11 protein-coding genes are annotated in these 23,985 nt (G+C 45.4%); 10 read left to right on the top strand and 1 reads right to left on the bottom strand.

Annotated elements, in window-relative coordinates:
- Positions 1–71 precede the first annotated feature (71 nt).
- Positions 72–2,282 (bottom strand): TonB-dependent siderophore receptor, encoded by a 2,211-nt coding sequence (locus AB204_RS13150; protein ID WP_084728578.1) that lies wholly within the window; start codon positions 2,280–2,282, stop codon positions 72–74.
- 357 nt (positions 2,283–2,639) lie between these two features.
- Between AB204_RS13150 and fes the strand changes: the two genes are divergently transcribed.
- From fes to AB204_RS13205, 10 genes are all read left to right on the top strand, one after another.
- Positions 2,640–3,968 carry an enterochelin esterase gene (gene fes, locus AB204_RS13155; protein WP_047963824.1) on the top strand — a complete coding sequence of 443 codons (1,329 nt, stop codon included), beginning with the start codon at positions 2,640–2,642 and terminating at the stop codon, positions 3,966–3,968.
- Positions 3,969–4,015: 47 nt separating this feature from the next.
- Positions 4,016–4,243, top strand: coding sequence for an MbtH family protein (locus AB204_RS13160; RefSeq protein WP_047963825.1), 228 nt, complete (start codon positions 4,016–4,018; stop codon positions 4,241–4,243).
- Positions 4,244–4,300: 57 nt separating this feature from the next.
- Complete coding sequence (locus AB204_RS13165; RefSeq protein WP_047963826.1) at positions 4,301–13,030, top strand: amino acid adenylation domain-containing protein; 8,730 nt, start codon at positions 4,301–4,303, stop codon at positions 13,028–13,030.
- 49 nt (positions 13,031–13,079) lie between these two features.
- The gene (gene entS, locus AB204_RS13170; protein ID WP_047963827.1) at positions 13,080–14,366 is read left to right on the top strand and encodes an enterobactin transporter EntS; all 1,287 of its coding nucleotides are present in this window, start codon (positions 13,080–13,082) and stop codon (positions 14,364–14,366) included.
- Positions 14,367–14,691: 325 nt separating this feature from the next.
- Entirely contained in the window at positions 14,692–17,886 is a 3,195-nt protein-coding gene (locus tag AB204_RS13175; protein ID WP_053067909.1) for an autotransporter outer membrane beta-barrel domain-containing protein, read from the top strand.
- Between the two features lie 465 nt (positions 17,887–18,351).
- On the top strand, positions 18,352–19,665 hold the full coding sequence (locus AB204_RS13180; RefSeq protein WP_047963828.1) for a sodium-dependent transporter: 1,314 nt from the start codon (positions 18,352–18,354) through the stop codon (positions 19,663–19,665).
- 814 nt (positions 19,666–20,479) lie between these two features.
- Entirely contained in the window at positions 20,480–20,911 is a 432-nt protein-coding gene (locus tag AB204_RS13190) for a hypothetical protein (RefSeq protein WP_047963830.1), read from the top strand.
- Positions 20,912–20,931: 20 nt separating this feature from the next.
- Positions 20,932–22,464 carry a zinc metalloprotease gene (locus AB204_RS13195; protein WP_047963831.1) on the top strand — a complete coding sequence of 511 codons (1,533 nt, stop codon included), beginning with the start codon at positions 20,932–20,934 and terminating at the stop codon, positions 22,462–22,464.
- Positions 22,465–22,680: 216 nt separating this feature from the next.
- Positions 22,681–23,073, top strand: coding sequence for a hypothetical protein (locus AB204_RS13200; protein ID WP_047963832.1), 393 nt, complete (start codon positions 22,681–22,683; stop codon positions 23,071–23,073).
- Positions 23,074–23,222: 149 nt separating this feature from the next.
- Positions 23,223–23,876: a type VI secretion system baseplate subunit TssF gene (locus AB204_RS13205; protein ID WP_053067910.1), complete on the top strand. Its 654-nt coding sequence runs from the start codon at positions 23,223–23,225 to the stop codon at positions 23,874–23,876.
- The last annotated feature ends 109 nt before the right edge of the window (positions 23,877–23,985 follow it).

Here is a 23,985-nt window from a genome sequence, read left to right on the forward strand (position 1 = left end):
CAGAAAAGCTGAGTCATCACATTGTTTTTGCGATGGCGGCTTTTTTGCCACTGAAGTAAGTGCGTTTTGCTTTACCAACTATATTCCACAGTGGCAAAAATGCTGCGCCCGCTGCCATAGAAGCAGGCTCCTGCGTTCGTGCACGAAGCGACGTAACGTTTGTTGGTCAGATTGTTCACATTCAGTTGTACACTCGCGCCTTTTAACTGAGGGGCAGTTTCACCAAGATCGTATTTCGCCATGAGGTCATAGAGGGTATAAGGCTTGACGTGGAAGGTTTCTGTATAATCACCGGACGTAGAGCCGGTATAACGCACGCCTGCTCCTAATGTAAATCCTTTCAGCGCAGTTTGTGTGAAAGTATAACTTCCCCATGCAGAAGCCGCATGTTCAGGAATTGAAGGGACTCTTTTGCCGATACGTGAAGTATTGTGATCATCTTTGGTTTTGGTATCTGTATAGGTATAGCTTGCTGTCAGCTTGATTTCTGGTGTGATTTGAGAGCGAATTTCAGCTTCTGCCCCTTTTGAGCCAATTTTGCCAATTTGCTCGCTAAAACGAGTGACTGGGTTACGGCTGGTCACGTTTTTCTGGGTGATATCGAACAGAGAAAGTGTTAACAGGGTATTGTGATCTTTTGGCTGGAACTTGATACCGATTTCAGTTTGTTCACCGGTTGTGGGTTTGAAAGCCGGAGTACCGGGTTTACCTTGATCCAGATTTGGCTCAAACGAGGTGCTGTAACTGATGTAAGGTGAAATGCCATTATCAAAGGCATACAACAAACCCGCACGTCCTGTAAAAGCACGGTCTTTTTGTATTGTTGAGGTGTTTTTGATCAGGTTTTGTTGCTTGATTTCAGTCCAGTCATAACGCCCTGACAAGACTAAATTCCAGTTTTCCCAACTCAGTTGATCCTGCAAGTAAACACCTAACTGGTGGAGTTTCTTTTTGTCATCTAGGTTGAGGGACAGCCCTTTTTCATCGACAGGAATACTCCAAACCGGGTTTGACCAATCAAAATCGTGTTTTCTCTTTTCATCCCTGTCACGCCAGAATTTATTGTGGCTACTTACCCATTTATAATCGATCCCACTGATAACGTTATGTTCAATGTTACCCACTGAAAAAAGCGCTTTCAGTTGGTTATCCATGCTTATTCCTTGAGACTCGTTATGTTCACGCTGTGGGAAGCGTTTAATGGTGGTAGGTGTGATGTCTGATGCATAAACGAGATATTTATGCCGTTCTTCTGATTTTAAATAACGCAGGTTTTGCTGGAAAGAGAAGACATCATTGATGTCATGCTCAAGAATGTAGCCGATAGAGAGCTGTTCCCGCCGGGCCTGATTAAAAGAAGGATCACTGAGATTCATATCGTAGGGGATATAACCGGCATTAGGAGCAGGAGTGACTGTGCCGATTTTAGGGTAGAAATTACGGTATCCCGCTTTGGGGTCGTACTGATAGCTGGTCAGTAACGTAAAGGTCGTATTATTGTTGGGTATCCATGTCAGTGCCGGCGCGATGGCAACCCGTTCTTTTTTATTATCTTTAACGAATTGTTTTTGGGTGCTGAGAATACCATTCAAACGATAGAGAACGGACATGTCATCACTCAACGCGCCACCGAAATCAAACGCTATTTCCCCAAGACTCTGATTGCCTGCTTTCATCTGTACTTTATGGATGGGCTGGGCAGTTGGTCTTTTGCTGGTCATATTAACCAATCCACCAGGGCTGACCTGACCATACAGCACGGATGCCGGCCCGTGCACCAACTCCACACGTTCTAATAGCCAAGGATCGATCTGACCAACAGTGCCGCTTGAACTGTTCGTACCATAACTCAATCCATCGAGGAATTTAGGGGCATAACGGAAGCCACGGGTAATCACTTCGTCGTTGCGGTTGGAAGAACCCCGGTAATTAGTCACAACACCGCTTGAATAATTCAGGGCGTCAGCCACTGTCATCGCACCTTGTGCTTCCATCTGTGTGCGGTTGACGACGCTGATTGATTGGGGAGTTTTAATAAGGGGGGTGGAGCTTTTGGTGCCAGCGGCGCTGTCTGATTCTACAAAATGTTTTACTGAGTTGCTTTGATTGGTGCTTGTGACGGTGATGATGTCTTCTTTATCGCTGACAGTTCCATGGTTTGCTACAGCATAAGGGGATAACAGCAAAGTGGAGGTCAATATTAAGGGTAACTTATTATAGTTATGTTTTTCCTTTATTTTTATTGCAGTTTTTACCGTTTGATTCTTGATAAGCAGTACCATGGATTTCATCTCTCAAAATAGACTTATTTGAAAATAAATATTAAAAATCAATTAATTAATTGAAATTATCCCATTATGACCAAGCGGAATTGTGGGGTCTCCTGCCACATTACCCCTGATGTTGCTCCATGAATTCTGCCAGTCAGTCGCTACAACCAATAAATAACACGAATGATATTGCAAATGAAAATTGTTATCAATATCATTCTCGTGGCGGTGATTTTTTCCTTTGTGAGTGTTATTGGCTCCGATGTATCAGGCATGAATGCTATTCATGAACGAATCGTATGAACGAATCGTATGAACGAATCGTATGAACGAATCGTGTGAGCGGATCTTTTTGAGAGGGATAAGGGGATGAAGTTAGTATTTCAGCCATCAGGTACGGCAGATGATTTGTTATCTGCGCCCCATGTTGGCAGTGAATTATGGTGGAAAAATATTGCTGTTTTGGGAACGCCCATCATAGAGGTTCCAACAAATCATCAAGTTCAGGCAACATTCTTTTGGCGAGATCCTAACGGCAACGAACAACATTCAGCCCTGCGCAGAGTTTATGTTGATATTAATGGTATCACTAATCACCATCGTCCGGACCCCCAGAGTTTACAACGGTTACCCGGAACGGATATCTGGTATTGGTCAGTCAGCCTTGAAGATGACTGGAGAGGAAGTTATCGATTTATACCGGTCACGGATGCCCATTTGTCCCCCGACTTCTTTGATGAATCCAAGCCTGATGAACCCAAGCCGCGCAACCAGCAACAACGTGAATGGTGGATTTCACTCTTTCCGTTATCCATTCCAGATCCTTTGAACCGCCAACATCATCACCGTAATGGGCTTGGTTTGCCTTTATCGGCAATTCATATGCCTCATGCGACTGAACAGACTGTATGGGAACGCGTGGAAATAAAGCCAAATCCTGTTACGCAGCCGGGTAAACATGAACCTGTGCTTTTGCATTGGAATAGTGACCGCCTCAACAATCAAAGACGCGTCTGGCTTTACACTACAGGAGAAGAAACAGGGGAAAAAACAGAGCATCCACGCCCTCTTATCATTCTACTGGATGGATTAACCTGGCTGGAGAAAATGCCAATTTTTCCGGCGATTGACATGGCGACTGAACAACAGCAGATACCCGGTGCAGTCTGGCTTCTGATTGATGTTATCGATATGTCTCATCGGGAGCAGGAACTTCCCTGTAACCCTGATTTTTGGCAAGCGATTCAGGATGAACTATTACCGCTGGCCGCACAGCATACGGCTTTCAGTGATGACCCTGAACAAACCGTTATCGCAGGACAGAGCTACGGTGGGCTGGCAGCGCTCTATGCTGCTCTCCATTGGCCGCAACGCTTTGGCTGTGTCCTCACGCAATCGGGTTCTTTCTGGTGGCCTGATAGCAGAATTGTCCGACAGTTTACGTCATCTGCGGAACATAAATCCGGCTGGCTGACACAACAAGTTCTTGAACAAAAAGTGCTCCCCTCATCATTGAAAATCTTTCAGGAAGCGGGTTCCCGCGAAGCAGATATCCATTTTGTCAATGATCAAATGTATGCCGCGCTGCAAGGGGCAGGACACCGTGTGAATTATCGCGTGTTTAATGGTGGGCATGATGCGTTGTGCTGGCGCGGTGGATTAATTGATGGCCTGAGTTGGTTACTGGCTGAAAAGTGATGCGGTAAACCGATTGTTCAAATCCTAAATATAATTGAGAACCAACGATGAATCTGGAACAAAAGAACCCTTTTGATAATGACGAAGCTACTTTTTATGTGCTGATAAATAATCAACAGCAATATAGCCTTTGGCCAACCTTTGCCACACAACCCGCCGGCTGGGAACGGGTTATCGGTCCTGATTCACGAGCGGCTTGTATCGCATATATAGAAGAGCACTGGATCGATATGCGTCCGGCCTGTCTGCGTAAACCATTCTGCGTAAACCCATAGATAAATCAAATTAATAATGCTGATGGTTTAACCTGTCGATAAGAAAGGAAATCAAACGTGCCTAATGTATTGCAATTTTCTGAAATTAAATCAGTCAATCTGACCTTGCCGCTCGTGGCTGCCCAGCCCGGAATCTGGATGGCCGATCAACTTGCCAGCCATCGAAATGAATTCACCATTGCGCATTATATTGAAATCAATGGCGAACTGGATCGCGCTTTATTTGATGCGGCTATCCGCCAGGGTTTGGCTGAGGCCGATACCATTCATGCGCGATATTTTATTAATGAAGAGGGGGAGCCTGTACAGCAAATCCCGGCTTTTCATCATGCACAATTTCATCATGTACAACAGGTTGTTGCTCCAGAATGGATTGACTTCTCTCATAAACAGCCTCATAAACAGCCTCATGAACAGTCCCGCAAACAGGGAGAAAACGCATCACAGGAATTAATGCGGACGGATTTGACAATTGAGTTACCCGCAGATGGAGAACGTCCCCTTTATCGGCAGGTGATTATGAAGATTGAGGCTCAGCCTGAACGTTGGTTCTGGTATCAGCGTTTTCACCATCTTATGTTGGATGGCTTTAGTTTTGATGCCCTGACCCGACGTATCATTGATATTTATAATGCGTTAAGTGCAGGCCGCCAGCCAACTGAAAATCCTTTCAGTTCCTTTGAGTTGGTCGTCAAAGAATATCAGAGCTGGGAACAGTCACCAGCAAAAGCAGTGTCAGCCGCATTCTGGCAAAAACATACCCGTGAACGTGGTGCTTCTGTTTCACTTTCCACTGAAGATATTGTCAATACGGGCAACCCATTACCGTTACATTATCGTTGCCATTTTCCGATGGTTCAGTTTGCCTTATTAAGGGAAGATGATGTGCTGCGGCGGTTCCAGCCGGCTGAAATTGTGATGGCTGTACTCTGCATCTATTTCTATCGCATGAGCGGAGAAAAGCATCTGTCGATTGGCTTTCCTTTTATGCGGCGTCTGGGATCTCAGGCGCTGTGTGCGATGGGACCTGTCGTCAATATCCTGCCGCTACAAATAAAATTGCAAGACAGTATGACCCTTGCAGAGGTCGCAAGCCTGTTTGTGGATGAAATGAAGCAAGTTCGCCGTCACCAGCGATACGAAGCCGAACAGCTACGTTGTGATTTGGGATTATCGGGTAGCAATAACGCGCTTTATGGCCCTGTTTTCAACTATAAAATCTATAACGAAACGTTGAAATTAGGGGGGAAACCTGTCAAAACACACACCCTCGCGATGGGGCCCGTGGATGATTTAGAATTTGAATTATGTTGCTACGATAACCAGTTTCATCTGGCACTTATCGCTAACCGAAAAAAATACAGTGAACAAACCTTACAGTGGCATGGTGAACGGATCAGCTATCTGTTAAATCAATTGCTGTTGCAGCCACAGCAACCCATCGCATTCACGCCAATAATTCCACCGAAGGAACAACAACGGCTTGATGAATGGTCATGCGGGCCAAAAATTCAATTACCTGTAAAAACTCAATTACCTGTAAAAATTCAATCACCTGTAAAAATTCAATCACCTGTAAATAGTGTTTCTGTATTGGATCTCTTTTTGCAGCAAGTCGAACGACAGCCTGATGCCGTCGCCATACGTTGCCGCAATGAACAACTGAGTTACCGCCAGTTGATGACAAAAGTGATGCAACTTGCACGTTTCCTGCTGTCACAAAACATCGGGGCTGAGGATGTGGTTGCCATTGGTATTCCTCGTTCAATGGATTCAGTGGTTGCTATTTTAGGCGTGTTAGCCAGCGGTGCGGCTTATATTCCCCTTGATCTCGATTACCCGCAGGAACGTTTACAGTTAATGTGTGACGATGTTCAGCCAGTTTTGTTGATCACGCACCTGAACACGCTGGCACATATGCCCGAAGTATCCAAGATACTCTGTCTGGATGATCAGCAGATCGCGGAACAATGTTCCGGTTTCTCTGCGTTACCTGTTACAAACGAAGAACGACGCGAAAAACTGCGTGGAGAACATTTGGCTTATATGATCTACACCTCAGGCTCGACAGGTAAGCCAAAAGGTGTCATGAGTACACATGGCGGGCTGCTGAATTTATTGGTTTCCCATGCTACTAATCTGTTCGGGCCGCTCATTGAGAATTTTTATCGCCAACACGGCCGACGGGCGAGAGCGGCACACACAGCATCTTTCTCCTTTGATTCCTCTTGGGAACCCCTGTTTTGCATGATTCTGGGCAGTGAACTCTCTATTTTTGATGAGGAACTGAGGCGGGATGCCTGGGGCATGGTGCAGCAAATGAACCTGCTGCCGATTGATATCATGGATATCACCCCTTCCTTTTTGACTCAGCTTATCGACAGCGGGTTATTGGAAAAAGGCAATCATCAGCCAGCATTTATTATGATTGGTGGTGAGGCAGCGACGCCACGGTTATGGGAATTACTTAAGCAGCAGTCGCAAATTGATGTCCATAATTATTATGGCCCTTCCGAATACACTATCGATACGCTGGGGGCCAGTATTCAGGTGGCTGAACAACCCGTGATTGGGCGTCCGGTTGCCAATACCGATATCTGGCTTTTGGATAGCCACCTACAACCCGTGCCAATTGGGGCAGTGGGAGAGCTGTATCTCTCAGGAGCAGGCATCGCACGTGGTTATCTGCACCGTCCGGGCCTGACAGCAACGCGCTTTGTCGCCAATCCATTCCGTCATGGCGAAGTGATGTATCGCAGTGGGGATCTTATGCGTTGGCGGCCTGATGGGCAGCTTGCATTTATTGGTCGTGTGGATCATCAGGTTAAAGTGCGTGGTTTTCGCGTTGAGTTGGGTGAAGTTGAAAATGCGCTGGCAGATTTGCCGGAAGTCAGTTCTGCGGTAGTCATTGCGGAGCCTCTCGGTGCAACATACCGGTTGTTGGGGTATTGTGCAGTACCCGACGAGCAACGACGCGCTTTGCCGGATATCTCTGCTCTGTTATTGGCAGAATTGGCAAAAAAACTGCCTGATTATATGGTTCCTGCTCTTTTAATGGTACTGGAAACCTTACCGCTTACCGTTAATGGCAAAATTGATCGTAATGCGTTGCCTAAGCCGCAACAACTTCAATTGCCTGTGGGCAGAAAAGCGGAAAGCGAGCAGGAAAAATCTATTTGTGAAGCATTTGCCCGCTTGTTAGGCGTGCAAGAAGCCTGTGCTGATGATGATTTCTTTGTCCTCGGGGGAGACAGTATTTCCGCGATGGCACTGGGAACACAGTTACGCCGCCTTGGGTGGCAGTTACGCCCTCGGGATATTTTCAGCGAACGCACACCTGCGCGTATGGCGTTGAAAATGACGCCTGTTACCAGCGCAAAACAGGCTTCGAAGCGAATTCAAAAAGGGGCGATCGATAGCCTGCCTATTTTGCATTGGTTTGCCGAATCTCATGGGATCAATACCCGTTTCGCTCATGGGGTATTTGTCCGCGTTCCCGCAGAATTACAGCCGCAACAATTATCACAAGTATTGACAGCCTTAGTGCGAGCGCATCCTGTGTTGCAAGCGTTCACCCGTGATAACCAACTGATTGTGGGGGAATCGCCAGCCTTTGGTGAATCAACAACCATCACCGAGGGGCGCTATTACAGCATATGGCAAGATTGCGCAGATCTTGAATCTTGTGCAGAGCAAGCTTTCCACGATGCGGTTATGCGTCTGGAACCTGCGAATGGTCAGTTATTCCATGTTTGTTTATTACAAAATGGTGGTGTGTCTGAGGGGTTAGTGTTTGTTATTCACCATCTGGCAACGGATGGCGTTTCGTGGCGAATTCTATTAGATGAATTGCGTCAGGGAACAGAAGCGCTTATCACTGGCGAGGCCATGATTTTGCCTGCGGAAGAGTACACTTTGTACGATTGGAATGATGAACTGCGCCAAAACCTGCCACAACGTGCAGTCGAATTACCTTTCTGGCAAAGCATGTTAAATGAAAAAACGCTCCTTTTAGGGCGGCGTTCGTTAGATGTGCAGCGGGATCGCAGGATAAACGCCTGTGAAGAGCGAACATTATTGAGTGGTGAACAGACCACCGCATTATTAGGAACATTGCCAGCACAGTACCACGCCAATGTTGAAGAGATGCTATTAACCATATTGGTCATGGCTTGCTACCGCCATTTTAATGCCCATAAATTACGTTTCCAGTTAGAGTCTCATGGTCGCATTGAATTAGACCAAGAAGTTGATTTGTCCCGAACGGTTGGCTGGCTGACCGCTGAATATCCGATAGTGGTAGGTGTACCACCAACAGGAGAAAGCCAGCCTGCTGAAATGGTCAGGGCAGTCAAAAGCGTTCTGCGTGCTGTTCCTGATCGTGGCGTGGGTTATGGCTTGCTGCGCTATCTTGATCAAACGGGGAGGGAAATATTGTCATCGCAACAGGCACCAGAGATCTTGTTTAATTATCTGGGGCGTTTTGTCGAGATAAATCATTTATGGGCACCACAACGAACTGAAAATCTTTTCCGGGATGCGTTTGCTGTTTATCAAGATCCTGAAATGCCTCTGAACCACAGTCTGGAAATCAATTTGTTTGTGGATGAACAGGGGGATGTTCCGCAGTTGGTGATTAATTGGCAATGGGTTGATGGTATTTTCAGCCATCAAGATATTGCGGAATTACATCGTGGCATGGCATGGGCAGCCGATCGTTTAATCCAATTCGCCAAACAGCAGCCCCAGCAGGCTATGGCGACGTTAGTCGCCGCAGAAGTGGGAATATCCGATGTGGAGGAAAACGATCTTACCCAATTGGCTGAGCGTTATGGGCCATTATCTGCGGTATTACCGTTGTTACCGTTGCAACAAGGGTTATTATTCCACGCACAGACAGCCACTGAGCATGGTAGCTATAACTCATTGACGCGCCTTTCTTTGTCTGGGCCATTAACAGTTGCTGAATTGCGTCAGGCGCTGTCGGCTTTAGTACATCATCATCCGCAACTGGCTGCGAAATTTGATACTGAACAGTGTGCTTCGCCACTACAACTGATACCCATCATCTCCGATGATAAAGATTATTGGGCACTCGATCTTCATCAACTGCCTGAGTTGTCTGCGGAAGAAGAGGAGATGGCATTACGGGAACTTGAAACAGCCGAGCTTGCGCGGGATCTCTTCCGGCAGCAAGAAGCCTTATTACACGCATTGCTGGTCTGCCATGATAACAGTTCACGTTATACGTTATTGTTGAATGCTCATCATTTGGTCGTCGATGGCTGGTCTACCCCTATTCTGGTGCAGGATCTTTTGACGTTGCTGAATCAGGGTGCGCCAGCTTTGTATCGACCGGATAATCGCTATCAAGACGTTGTTCATCAATTATTGGCGCGTGAAATAGAACCGACCCGCCAATGTTGGCAACAGGTATTGCAAGGTGTTCAACCAACGTGCTTGTTCGGTGAACAATCCCATGTTGGCGAGGTTAAGGAACTTGAAATATCACTGACACCCGCGATGGAACAGGCATTAGTTGATTTATGCCAGCAACGCGGTTTGACACTCAATACCGTGATGCAAGGAATCTGGGCGTTGTTATTAAGTATACACAGCGGCTCATCTGATGTGGTTTTCGGTTCTCCGGTGTCGGGCAGGTTTGGGCAGACGGAAGGGTTGGATCAGCACATCGGGCTGTTCAGTAACACCTTACCGGTTCGGGTCATGCTGGATATGGCCCAACCACTCTTGCCTCAACTGGAACAGCTACAGGCACAGCAGATCCAATTGATTGAACATGACAATATTGGTCTTGGTGAGATCCAGCAAATTGCAGGCACTGGCACACTGTTTGATACCTTGCTGGTGGTTGAAAATTATCCCGAAGTGGAACAGCACCAAGAAGAGATTGAGGGCATCCTCTGTCAGGGCATTAATAACCGTGGTTACACTCACTATCCTCTGACGTTACTGGTATTGCCGGGTAAACGTCTGCGCCTATTAATGGAATATCGGGAAAGCATTAAACAGCCGGAACGCTTGGCACAACGCCTGATTCTCTTGATCCAGCAACTGCTCGAACAACCGAAGATCGCACTGCGGGAGTGGATCTTGCAATCGATTGATGAAACAGCGTTTATTGAGGAAGTTAATAAAACCTATCATGATGTTCCCTCCACAACTCTCCATCAACTCGTGATGGAACAGGCAAGGAAAACGCCCGACGCTTTGGCGCTCTTGGATTGCCATCATCGCCTGACCTACCGGCAAATGCGTCTGCAAACTCGCCTGTTAGCTGATCGTTTAATTGAAGCAGGTGTACAGGCGGGGGATATTGTCGGGGTGGCATTATCACGTTCAGTTCGACTGAGTCTGGCGCTACAGGCAATTCTGGAAACCGGGGCGGCGTGGTTGCCTCTTGATACAGGCTATCCTGATGAGCGTTTGACCATCATGCTGAAAGATGCCCAACCCAGAATCGTGATCACCGAAAGTACGTTTAAGGCACGCTTTGCCAGTCAAGCCTCTTTGTTGTTATTGGATAAATTGTTATTAGATAAACTGGCGGATGAAACACAGCCACCTGCCCATACTGCCGTTAACATCACGTCTGAACATCCGGCATACATTCTTTATACATCTGGCTCCACAGGGCGGCCAAAAGGCGTGGTCGTGAGCCATCAAGCCATTGTTAACCGCTTACTGTGGATGCAGGAAGCTTACTCACTGACAGCAGATGATGTGGTATTGCAGAAAACGCCATGCAGTTTTGATGTTTCTGTATGGGAGTTTTTCTGGCCGTTAATGACAGGTGCTCAATTAGTCATGGCACCACCAGAAGCGCATCGCGATCCCGCAGCCCTTCTCCGGCTTATTGATGACTACCGTGTCACGACATTGCATTTTGTGCCATCAATGTTGGCAACCTTAATGGATTCATTGGCGTTACGAGAACAAGAAGCGCCTTTCTGCCGTAGTCTGAGGCGTGTTTTCTGTAGTGGCGAAGCCCTGTCAAGTGAACTGGCACGTCGCTATCAGACGCTGATAGCCGCACCTTTACATAATCTTTATGGCCCAACCGAAGCGGCTGTGGATGTGACATGGCAGCCTGCATTTGGTGAGGCATTGGCACGTTGCAGCAGCCCGGGGATTCCTATCGGCCGACCAGTATGGAACACCCAATTGCGTATTTTAGATGCTTGGTTACGCCCCGTTCCTGTTGGCGTGGCGGGCGATCTCTATCTCAGCGGTATTCAGTTAGCCACAAACTACCTCAACCGACCCGATCTGACCGCCAGCCGTTTTGTGGCTGATCCTTTTGCCTCTGGCAAACGAATGTACCGAACGGGGGATATTGCCTGTTGGTCAGAAAATGGTGAAGTTGAATATCTTGGGCGCAGTGATGATCAGTTAAAAATACGTGGTCAACGGATTGAACTGGGGGAAATTGAACAAGCTTTGCTGGAGCAACCGGGAATTGCTCAGGCGGCGGTTGCAGCGCGTGAGCTGGGTAAATCAGGTCAGGCGACTGGTCATGTCGATGCACGTCAGCTAATTGCCTGGTTGATTCCTCAATCCGGTGTGACATTGGATCTTGAAGCATTGCACCAAACGATGATGAAACGATTACCGGCTTACATGCTGCCTGTCACTTATGTGATACAGGAAAATTTCCCGTTGAGTGCTAATGGCAAATTGAATCGCAAGGCACTTCCGATGCCAGAAAAATTAACCACGGGCAGGCAACCAAAAGCGGGTTTGGAAAGCCAGATAGCCGAGTTGTTCAGCGAGATTTTAGAGTGTGGCCCCGTTTGGGCTGATGATGATTTCTTTGCTCTGGGCGGGCATTCGTTGCTGGCAATGCGTCTGGCAGCCGAGATACGCCGACGCTTTAATCACCATTTTTCTAATCACCAGCTTTCTAATAATAGTGTTTCAGTCGGTCATATCATGGTCGCGCGAAGTGTAGAGAAATTAAGTGCGTTATTGGTTGATGAGCAGGAACAGAATTCGGCAGAAAAGCGTGGCGTGGGGGAAGTTCTACCTTTGCGGGAAGGAACAGGACCCGCGCTGTTTTGTATACATCCAGCGTCGGGTTTTGCCTGGCAATACAGTGGATTGTTGCGTTATCTGGAGGGGGATTGGCCGATTATCGGATTGCAGTCACCTCGTCCCCACGGTGTGATTGCAGATTGTGATAGCCTCGACGCAATGTGTACACGCCATTTGGCTACATTGCGCACTGTCCAGCCTCATGGACCTTACTATTTGCTGGGGTATTCTCTGGGCGGGATGTTGGCTCAGGAGATGGCAATCCGTTTGCGGCAAGAAGATGAAGAAGTCGCTTTCTTAGGGTTATTGGATGCTTATCCCCCAGAAGGGCAGGATTGGGGCGGATTAAGTGAGGAAGAGGCCAAACAGGAAATTGCCCGTGAACAGGCGGAGTTTATGGCGGAGACAGAAGATGAGCATGATCCGCAACTATATGATCCACAACTGGGCAGGGAAAAACAGGCGATGTTTGAAGATATTGTTGCTAACTATCAGGATGCTGTCCGCAGTTTATTGTCTGCCGTTAACAAGCAATATGATGGCGAAGCCATACTGTTTGTGGCTGCGCGGACATTGCCTCCAGAGTTAGATGTTGAAAAGACGTGGGCGCCCTGGATTAGCCACTTAAAGGTGTATCGGCAAGATTGTGAACACGCCGATATTCTTTCTCCGGCACCATTGAAACAGTGGGGACCATTGCTCAATAACCTGTTGAAACAACGTCGCAATTAACTTTATCGCAATTAACTTTATCGCGTTTAACGTTATCGTATGGAACATTATGGCTAAGTCATCAATCTTTTTAGATTTTAGTTTGCTCAGAAAGAACGCACATTTCCGCGCTATCTTTATTGCCCGCATGTTATCCGTTTTTGCATTGGGCATGCTGACGGTTGGCGTTCCTGTCCAAATGCAATTTCTGACGGGTTCTACCTTACAGGTGGGCATTGTGGTTGCTTTGGATGGGATCGGTATGTTTATCGGACTCATTCTGGGGGGAATACTGGCTGATCGTTATGACCGGCGTAAACTCATTCTGTTTGCCCGGGGAACTTGTGGTATCGGTTTTGTGGCATTGAGCTTTAACGCATTTTTAGATTCACCATCGCTGTATATGCTCTATTTCCTTTCTGTTTGGGATGGTTTTTTTGGTGCGTTAGGTATGACGGCGTTAATGGCGGCAATTCCAAATCTGGTCGGGCGGGAAAATCTGGCTTCAGCAGGTGCTTTGAGCATGATCACTGTTCGCATTGGTGCCATTATTTCTCCCGCTTTGGCAGGTATCATTATTGTTGTTGGTGGGCCGGGCTGGAACTTTGCCGTTGCCGCAATCGGGACATTGGCAACACTGCTGCCTTTGATGAGGCTCCCGGCAATGAAACCTCAGACGAGCAAGCAAGAACATCCGATCAGTGCGCTGGTCAGTGGGGTGAAATTTGTTTGTCAGCACAAAATAGTGGGCAGTGTCATTCTGGTGGGAATGATGATAAGTGCTGCGGGAGCGGTTAGGATTCTGTTTCCTGCATTATCTCAGGAGGTTTACCACCAAGAGCCATCAGCGACGGGATTAATGTATTCCGCCGTGCCATTAGGCGCCATGCTCGGTGCATTCACCAGCGGTTGGATAGGGAAAAGTACCCGGCCGGGGATCTTACTGATTATATGTGCCCTGTGTTCCTTTATCACGTTATCTATGTTGGGCGTAGTCACCCATATCGTGCTGGCATTAGTGGTATTGGTCTGTTATGGCTATTTGAATGCGTTTGCATCTTTACTGCAATTTACGCTTATTCAGAGCCATACACCGGATCATTTATTGGGACGAGTAAACAGTTTTGTGACCGCTCAGGATGTGACAGGGGATTCATTGGGGGCGTTGGGATTAGGTTTTATGGGGCGTTTGTTGTCTCCATTAATGACCGCCTTTTCATTTGGAACCTTTGCTGCACTTGTCTGCTTGCTGCTTGCCGCAGTCGTAAAACCGTTGCGTCATTCCACATTACGCGACAGCACATCATTATCAGATACACAACCTTTAAAGATTGAACCTCAGAAAAATGAAAGTTAATGGTCGTGAAGCCCGGCCATTATTCTTGGCAGAAGTTGCTTTCGGCTAAATAAGCCACGGCGTGGTATCAATATCACGCCATCTCCCCGAATCATAAAAATAACATTATTTGTTATGTTTTATTTAAAATATATATAAATAAATGTTAACAAAATATGGCATTTTATGGGTGTTTAGGGGGGCAGGTGGTGGCGTTGATTACATACACTTTTTTTAATCCTTCCCTGTTCTTAGGAAACTATACCTTTGATGATTCCTGCCCGCTTACACAATAAAAAACATAAAAACTGGTATTTTGGCAAATTAACAATGGATGGTAACTGAAATGAAGAAGCGATATAGAATACCTCGAAGTGCTTTGACTGCCGCACGTTTATCCATCAAAACCCAACCCCGTATACTTCACTACGCTATCGCCTGCTGTCTGGCTGCTGCCAGCGCAGGAGCTTATGCGGAAGACTATGTTGAGAAAGGGAAAATAGGTGATCCGGCGAGTTGGCGTACCAGTGAGTTTTTGAAGGGATGGGGGCTTGGTGCTATTCATGCTGACGAAGCTTATGCCAGAGGCTATACCGGTAAGGGAATCAAACTGGGGATATTTGATCAGGTGGTTTATGCCAAACACCCTGAGTTCGCAGGAAAAGATAAGGTTATCAACCTGACGACTTCTGGAATACGTGAGTATACCGATCCCTACATTAATGTTAATAAAGGCGACAAATTCACTTATGACGGCACACCAACCGTAGGTAAGAACAAAAAGCTAGGGGCGCATGGTGTTCATGTTGCGGGCACTGCGGCAGCCAATCGGGATGGCAAAGAAATGCATGGCGTAGCCTATAACGCCCAAATAATCGGTGCTGATAACGGTGATCCCGGCCCGGAAGATGGCATCATCTTAGGCAATGATGGCGGTGTTTATCAGGCAGGCTGGAATGCGTTGATAAACAGTGGGGCTCGCATCATTAACAACAGTTGGGGTATTGGTATTGATGCAGATCTTGAGAAAGCCGGGAAATACCCGAATGGGCCTCATTTTACTTTGGCAGAAGCCCAGAAACAGTTTGATGAAATCAAACCCATTTTGGGTACAAAACCCGGCGGTGCATATCAGGGAGCCATTGATGCGGCACGCAGTGGGATTGTGACAATTTTTGCTGCCGGTAATAGCTATAACTACACACATCCAGATGCCATCGCCGGCTTGGCGTGGTTTGTCCCTGACATCGCCCCAAACTGGTTAACGGTTACCAGCTTGCAGAAAGATCCCAATAGTACCAATAGCGAACCTTATACCATCAGCGATTTTGCTTCCCGCTGTGGTTATACCGCCAGTCTTTGTGTCAGTGCACCCGGCAGTTATATATATAGTTCAGTTATCACAGGAACAGGGGTGGCCGATTTGAAAAACGGCTACGCCAGTTACAGAGGTACTTCAATGGCGGCTCCCCATGCTGGCGGCAGTATCGCCGTATTGATGGAGCGTTTCCCCTATATGACGGGTGCTCAGGTCGCTTCTGTGCTTCGTACTACAGCGACAGATATGGGAGAAAAGGGGATTGATGAGCTTTACGGTTGGGGATTGATCAACCTCGGTAAAGCAATAAATGGCCCCGGTATGTTCTATACCGCAGAAGATATCCCTGAAAAACTCCGCATTCCCGATCCTGACGGAGTCGCTTACGGTAACGGTCAGTTTATTGCTGATATCCCGGGTGCCGGTGCTGTGCTTGATAAAGGAAAACCCACCGAGCGCATCTGTAATGGTAGTTTGTGTGAATGGGATATATGGAGCAACGATATCAGCGGTCATGGCGGGTTGACTAAACAGGGTAGCGGTAAGCTTATCCTCAGCGGTAATAATACTTATTCCGGCCCAACCTTGGTCAAACAGGGGTTACTGAACGTCAGCGGTAGTATTTCCTCAACTGTTTCAGTACAGGAAAGCGGAATTCTTGGCGGAAATGGTACTGTTGGCATGCTCAATGTTCAGAGTGGCGGTACTGTTGCACCGGGTAACTCTATTGATCTGCTTAAGGTCATTGATCCGCTTAAAGCGATTGATCCGCGTAAGGCTATTGGTACGCTTAAGGCTACTGGTACGCTTAAGGCTACTGAAAAAGTGACCTTTGAATCCGGCTCTCATTATGCTGTTGAAATCGCTTCCAATGGACGCAGTGACCGCATTCAGGCTGAAAAAAATGTACAACTCAATGGCGGAAAGGTTTCTGTTTTCCTTGAAAATAAGGATAACTTGCTTTCCCTTAACGAAGTGCAAAGCTTAGCCGGTCAGCAATACACTATTCTGAGTGCGAAGCAGGACATCAACGGTCGATTTGATCATGTTGTCCCGAATTATCTCTTCCTTGGCACTAGCTTGTCTTATCAACCCAGTGACGTCACTCTCCATGTCGGACGCAATGACACTGCTTTCGCGGCGGTGACTAAGACACAGAATGAACGTGCAATAGCTGTGGCTGCTGATACCCTCGGTGCTGGCAACCCGGTTTACGAAAGTCTTCTGACCAGTACTTCTGCGGGGCAAGCCAGACATGCCATTCGTCAGCTTGATGGGCAAGTTCATGCTGATATTGCTTCCTTGTTGGTTAATGATAGTCGTTATCTGCGTGATACGCTGAATACTCGATTGAGTCAGGCTGAAGGGCGTTCATCATCGCCTGATATCCGTGGAGATGATAACGGTGCATGGGTGAGACTGCTTGGTGCATGGAGCCATGCTTCCGGTACACAGAATGCGACGGGCTATCAGGCATCCAATTATGGTGTATTCCTGGGCGCGGATGCTCTCATGGATGAATACAGCCGTCTTGGGATCGCAACAGGTTACACCCGTACTTCTCTGGATGGTGGTAACAGTGCCACTGCTGACAGCAATAACTATCACCTTGCGCTTTACGGTGATCGCCAGTTTGGTGATTTAACTCTGCGTACCAATGGTGGGTTCACTTGGCACCGTATTGATACCAAACGCTCTGTTAGCTACGGCAGTCAGTATGACCGTGAAGAGGCGAAATACAATGGCCGGACAGCGCAGCTGTCTGCGGAATTGGCTTATCATCTGCCAGCGGGCGCGGTGAATCTGGAACCTTTCGTTAATCTGGCTTATGTTAATTTCCGCAATGAAGGTATTAACGAAAACGGCGGTGCTGCTGCACTCCACGGCAATAAACAACATACCGAAGCAACAATCTCTACACTGGGATTGCGTGCTAACCATAACTGGCAGACTTCATGGGGTTCTTCAATTGCCCTGAATGGAGAATTAGGCTGGCAGCATCAATACGGTGAACGTGAACGCGCTACAGGACTGGCATTCCGTGGTAGTAACACGACTTTTGTGACCCGTAGTGTTCCGGTTTCCCGTGACGGCGTGGTGTTGAAAGCGAATGCGGAAATGAGTGCAAGTGATAATGTGTCATTTACGCTCGGCTATAGCGGATTGTTGTCCGGCAGCCATCAGGACAATAGCATGAACGTGGGTTTTAAATGGCAATTCTGATGATTCATAGAGCATAAAACAAGCAGAGCTGGTTATACTGGCTCTGCAATTTCCATTGTGTATCTGTTAACATAGCTCGCGGCATGATGGTGAGGTCTGGTTATTTTTTGGCGAAAACGATTATACCAAATCTTCATGCTGTTCAATAACTCCTCACAAAATGTCAACAACACCTAGTACTTAAAAGTTTTACCCGGGGGCAGTTGTTGGCGATTCTAGCTGTTATTACCACTATCATTCTGTATCTTGCGAGTATCAGTGAGTATGATGCTTATCACTGGCTGTTAAATCATAACCCAGTTTCGCCAGTGGAAATTCAAGTAGTTGTGATAGTTACTATTACATATGTAATCATTTTTACAACAATAAGTTAACAATTATTATGACATACCGTTTATTATCTAAAGATATTTGGGCATTGGGCCTGGATACATGTGCTGACACTGTATTTATTCGGGGGTTAGCATGAGTCAACAATGGACATCCCGTCTGGGGCACGTATTAGCAGCAACCGGATCTGCCGTTGGCATTGGTGCCATCTGGAAATTCTCGTATGTTTCAGCAACAAATGGTGGTGGTGCATTTCTGGTTGTATTTTTATTGTTTAGCTTTGTGATTGGATTAGCGGTTCTGTTAGCTGAGAACATACTGGGAAGCAGTACGGGTGAAGTGGCCGTTAATGCATTTAAAAAATCACTGGGTAAACACTGGGGGTGGGTTGGCTTTATAGGTATATTCAGTTCATGGTGTATCTATAGCTTTTACAGTGTTGTCGGTGGTTGGACTATCGGTTATACGGTGATGGCAAGTACAGGACAGTTGAATATTACCGATATCTCTCAACTGAAATCTATTTTCACCAATTTCATCAGCAATCCATGGTGGCCGATAATTGCACATCTGGCATTTTCAGGACTAACCTGTTTTGTCGTATTATCTGGCGTGCAAAAAGGTTTGGAAAAGTCCGTTAAAGTCATGATGCCACTGTTATTCTTGATCATGATAGTGTTAATTATTATCGGCATCCGCTTACCTGGCGCTTCAGAAGGGCTAAAATTATTCCTCTACCCAGACTTCAGTAGCTTGACCGGAAAAGGTGTTTTAGATGCCTTAGGGTTGGCCTTTTTTTCACTGTCTATCGGTTTGGGGATTCACATTACGTACAGCTCTTATTTACCTAATAACAAAGGTATTGGTAGATCAAGTATCTGGGTTGTTATCCTCTCCTGTTTGGTTTGTATATTGGCTGGCCTGATGATTTTTCCTGCTTTGGCGGCGGCTGGCTTAGAACCTAATGCGGGACCCGGATTAACGTTTATGACGATGCCAATTTATTTCGCCAGTCTTCCCGGTGGTTCAATATTAGCAGTCACTTTCTTTTTATTGTTATTAATGGCTGCACTGACTTCAGCAATTTCATTACTTGAACACATTGTTGCTTATGTTCAGACGCGCTTCCAATGGTCACGTCGTAAAGCCAGCTTAATAGTCACGGCATCGATTATGTTAATGGGGATCCCTGTTTCCTTATCTTTTGGCCCCTTAAGTCACGTTACATTAGGTGGAAAAACCATCTTCGACATGCTGGACTTTGTTACTTCCAATGTCCTAATGCCATTGTTCGGGATTATCATTTGCCTCGTATTTGGCTGGTCACGCAAGGTCAATGCACTAATACCGGATAATATGTCATCGCGGAACCGTCAGTGTTTACTGCTTATATGGAGATATGTCGGACCTTTATGTATCGGAGTGATTTTGGTACACGGACTTATTTGATTGTGTTAAGTATCATCTTTCATCCGTTTTTATTTGATAAAGAATGATGCTGCAATTTTGCTGTTACATTTTAGGTAAAAATAATACCCATATATGTTTAACGGGCGAGTTTACCCACCAAAACCGCCCGTTAGCCATCATCAGAATGCCTGGGTCACGCATTCAATCCGTTGATTTGTACTAAACATCGTATTTAGGTTCAATGAAGGTGATGATGATTTTATCGTGTATTTCTAAATAGCTGCTCCTAATAGTAGATCACGGAAAAAATCATACAGTATCCCCCTATTCTGGGAATGGACATGGAATGGCAAGAATGTAGCATAATTAGGATCAGCTACTTAGAAAAACGTGAATGTAGTGACCACTTTCAACTGACCACTTCAGATAATTGTTTTAATGCAACAGAACCTGTTTTTAAACACAATGGAAAAATTGAGCCAGTTTAGTGACTCACTCTTCATTATAAATACATTAAAAAACATTCATTATTTAGCTATGTTTGTGTGTTATGATAGGTTTCTTCTCTTCCTCAACATAAGAAGAGGTGTCAAATGCAACTATCGGTTCACACCTGGATGCAGGAATTACACGAATTACAGGCTTGTTCGACACCTTTGTCTCACCTTGGCAGTTCACACCAGCATAGCCCGAATTATCTTCGGTGCTTACTCAATTATATTGAACGTACAAAAGACGATAACGCTCGTATTTCACTTGCCACTTGTTACTTGCTCCGTTCCAGTTTTTACAAAGACCATGAGGTGAAGCCAATAACACAAATTTTTAATAAAATTAAAACGGAGACTTATTTATGAATATCATGAAAAAAATACTGTCAGGAGTTTTTATTTTATTCACCCTAAGTTTTTTTTCAGCAGCATATGCCCAAATTTATAAAATAAAACCTAACACCAACGAAAAATCGTCTCAACTTGCGCAAGGAAAAAAATGTACCGCTCAGTCTTCCTACCTCGGTTATGTTGTCTCTGTTGCTATTGGGTATGGAGGTTATAACAAAGGCCCGAAGATAAAAAATTATATCGCTATTACCGTGGTTGATAAAAATAGAAAAAATCACGAATGGTACTGGTCACAGTATGATGCTAATACAGATGCAGGTAAATCCATACAAGCACTGGCGTCATATGCTGCCGCTAGTGGGCAAAAAATTCTTGCTGAGTGCGAGGCGGTCGGAGATCACCAAAATATTAACTCCTTATGGGTTGGGCCAGATGCTTGGTAAAAGGATAATGGGAGCATATTATGAATTTAATAAAGAAAATATTTATTGCCATAATGGCAATGTTATCATTTTTACCATCTATTTTCATGGCATTTGGCCAGCCATTACCCGAAGGTGATCCAAGGCGTTCGGTTGTCGGTTTCTTTTTTGATACAGAAGGTAATGTTTATAATCCCATAATGGCTTACGGAAATACAATAAGATATAGACTGCCCGACCCAAATTTATCGATACAATATACATATGACGATTTCCAAGCTGATATTCGGATCGCACCACTTATGCGCCGTGCTGCAGCATATTGGAATAATGTGCTGAATCCTTATTTTACTATCAGGGAATTTCAACCGGGGGAACAACCTAATTTTATTCTACAAACTATGTTGCCTACTATGCTAGATAGAACCAGGCCTGATTACTATCTTGGATATTTAGACGCAATAACTGCTATGCCTATTTACTATGAATATGATGAGATGAGATTTAATTATGGCATTACGTCACCAGGAATATATTTTGTGCCTACCATTGCTGTATCTGACAGGCTTTACGACACTTGGGAAACCACAATGGGGAATGATCTTGATTTAAGTGGGTATGCAGAAATTTTTACATATGCGCTTGTACTTCATGAGATGGGTCATGCTTTAGGATTGGGTCATCCTGATGATGTACTCCGGGGGGTAAACCTTACGAGTACAGATGTTCACCCGATGTTTAGTAGGTTAAATAATTTTGCTGTATACAGAGATTTAGAGAGTAGTGTTCCACAAGCACCAGTAATGCTTGAATATCCAATTTATTTTTTACTAACTTTGCATCAACAGCTTGATAGGCCATTAAATATTAATAATATTGCTATATCAGAACATGAAAGAAGGTTGTTATTCAATCAGGTTTCTGGATTTTGTGATCGTTTCAATCAGGTTTCTAGATTTTTTGATCGTTCAAATAATGCAGACTGTGATTATAATATTGTTTACCCATTAGCAAAAACAATGGTGCCCATTGTCAGTATATTGCTGAGTAATTCCACGCCTAAGCCAAAACCAAAAGTTAAGATTTGTACAGTTGAACTTAAAACCACAGACGAGATAGAGCTTATCTTTTATAGTCAGTGGCATACCACCTTCACCCGAAAGGGTGGCTGTCAGGTCAATCTGAGTTTAAAATGCGATGGAAGTGAAAGCGCCTGTTCCAGCGGAGACTATTCGTCACATAATAAATTCCAATTAATCATACATGATGACCAATCAATCAATGACGAGAAGCTCACCATAAGTGCTAGAGGTGCAGAAAAAAACGACACAATGTTAAGCATAATAAATTTCTCATCAACTGATAATATGAAATTTGAAAATAAAGGTAGTGGCATAGCCAAAATTTCATATGTTGATTCAAGCTGTTACTATAGTACAGGCCCCTCTTTCATGGAAATTCAACCAGATCTTGATCGTGCGTTTACCGTAGAAACTAATAATGGTTTTTTTAGTGCCTGTACATCACAACCCAAAGTAATAAGCTGGAAAATTGAATACATTACATATGAATAAATTAACTAAAACTGGCAAGAACATAATAATTATAGCTGGAAATTTTTATCGAAGTAAAAACTTTATGAATAAAATTTTCAGGATCCGAGAATACTTTGTATCAAGAGTTGGTTAGACGAAGCGACAGTTCTAAACAGCTTGTCATAATAGTGAGACTCTTATATTTCTTATTTCTCTGTATGTGAATACACATTAATTAAAAAGGAATGAATTGCTATGAAATCAATTTATTTGTTCGTATTATTTTGTTTTTTTGCTTGCAGTGTGTCAGCGGAGGGGAATGGTGACAAGATAACTGGCAGCCAATTAAAGCCAAATATCTCCGTTCCTACAGGTAAGAATGATGCAATAAACTGCAATGAATCCATTACAGGCTATATTATTTCCGTTTCCACAGGATATGAGGGAAATAAAAATCGGTTGGCCTTTACAATTAAAAATAAAAGTGGTCAGAGCTGGTTTTGGGCAGCTCATCTAAACAATACTGATGCAGGAAAATCCCTGCTTTCAACGGCAATTTTTGCTGCTTCTAGTGGCCAAAAAATTTATGCCGAATGCGATAATAATCACTATATTACATCTCTGTGGGTTGGGCCGGATGCGTGGTGATTCGGTTCTGTCGCATTAGTGAAGAAAGCTCGAGGATAAGGCATTAGAATACTTAGATGACTGAGCCCTGATATGTGGTGACGAAACACTGCGTTATGAAAACAAAAAGCAGTTGTTAAAACATATAGGATGTCGATGAGGCGTTTTTGTTGGGCTGCGTACCTGCTATTCATCTGGAAAATCAGACCAGCCCACCTATTTTGCTGGAAGCCGATAATCACAGTTACCCTTTACCGTTGGGAGAATCGTTGCGGTTGTTCCGGCTACGGGAGATTCAGGTCGAGCAACAGCCTGATGACAGCGAGCAGCGGGGCACACCTTACCACTGGTTGCCGATTGAGCAGTTTACTCCAGCAGGACATTTTCTGGATGACGACCGGCAACCCGACACTTTTTACTACCAGCTTCAGACCGAGCGTGATTTTCTGGACAGAACCCAGCACCGTCTGCGTTTTTTTGATTTGACCGGGAAACCGGCAAACGACTTACCTGTCATTGAAGTATCAGGCTATTTCACCGGCTACCATGTACAGGCGTGTACGCTGGAACAAAACATTATCACTGCGACGCAGGAAGGTTCTCCTTCTCATCTCAGCGTAAATAATATCACGCCTGTCACCCTTGATTACCCGCCGCTGTTACAGGAAAATGTGGGCTGGCCGCTGCTGTCCTGCCTCTCCAGCCCGCCGATGATGTGTAGCGGTCAAGAAATACCGGACACATTTTTAGCCTCTTCCCACTGCTTTTCATATTCAACCGGTGAAATTCCACCATTAAAACTATGCGGACGATCGTGGTTGTAATATCCGCCCAGAAAATTGCCCTCAGGAACTGAACACGAATTTATTTGTTCTGGGCGATCACCTGATTGAAGCCCGTTACTCAACTGATACGACTCTCAAGAATCTATAT

It is taken from the genome of Xenorhabdus khoisanae (genome assembly GCF_001037465.1).
Classification (GTDB): Bacteria; Pseudomonadota; Gammaproteobacteria; order Enterobacterales; family Enterobacteriaceae; genus Xenorhabdus; species Xenorhabdus khoisanae.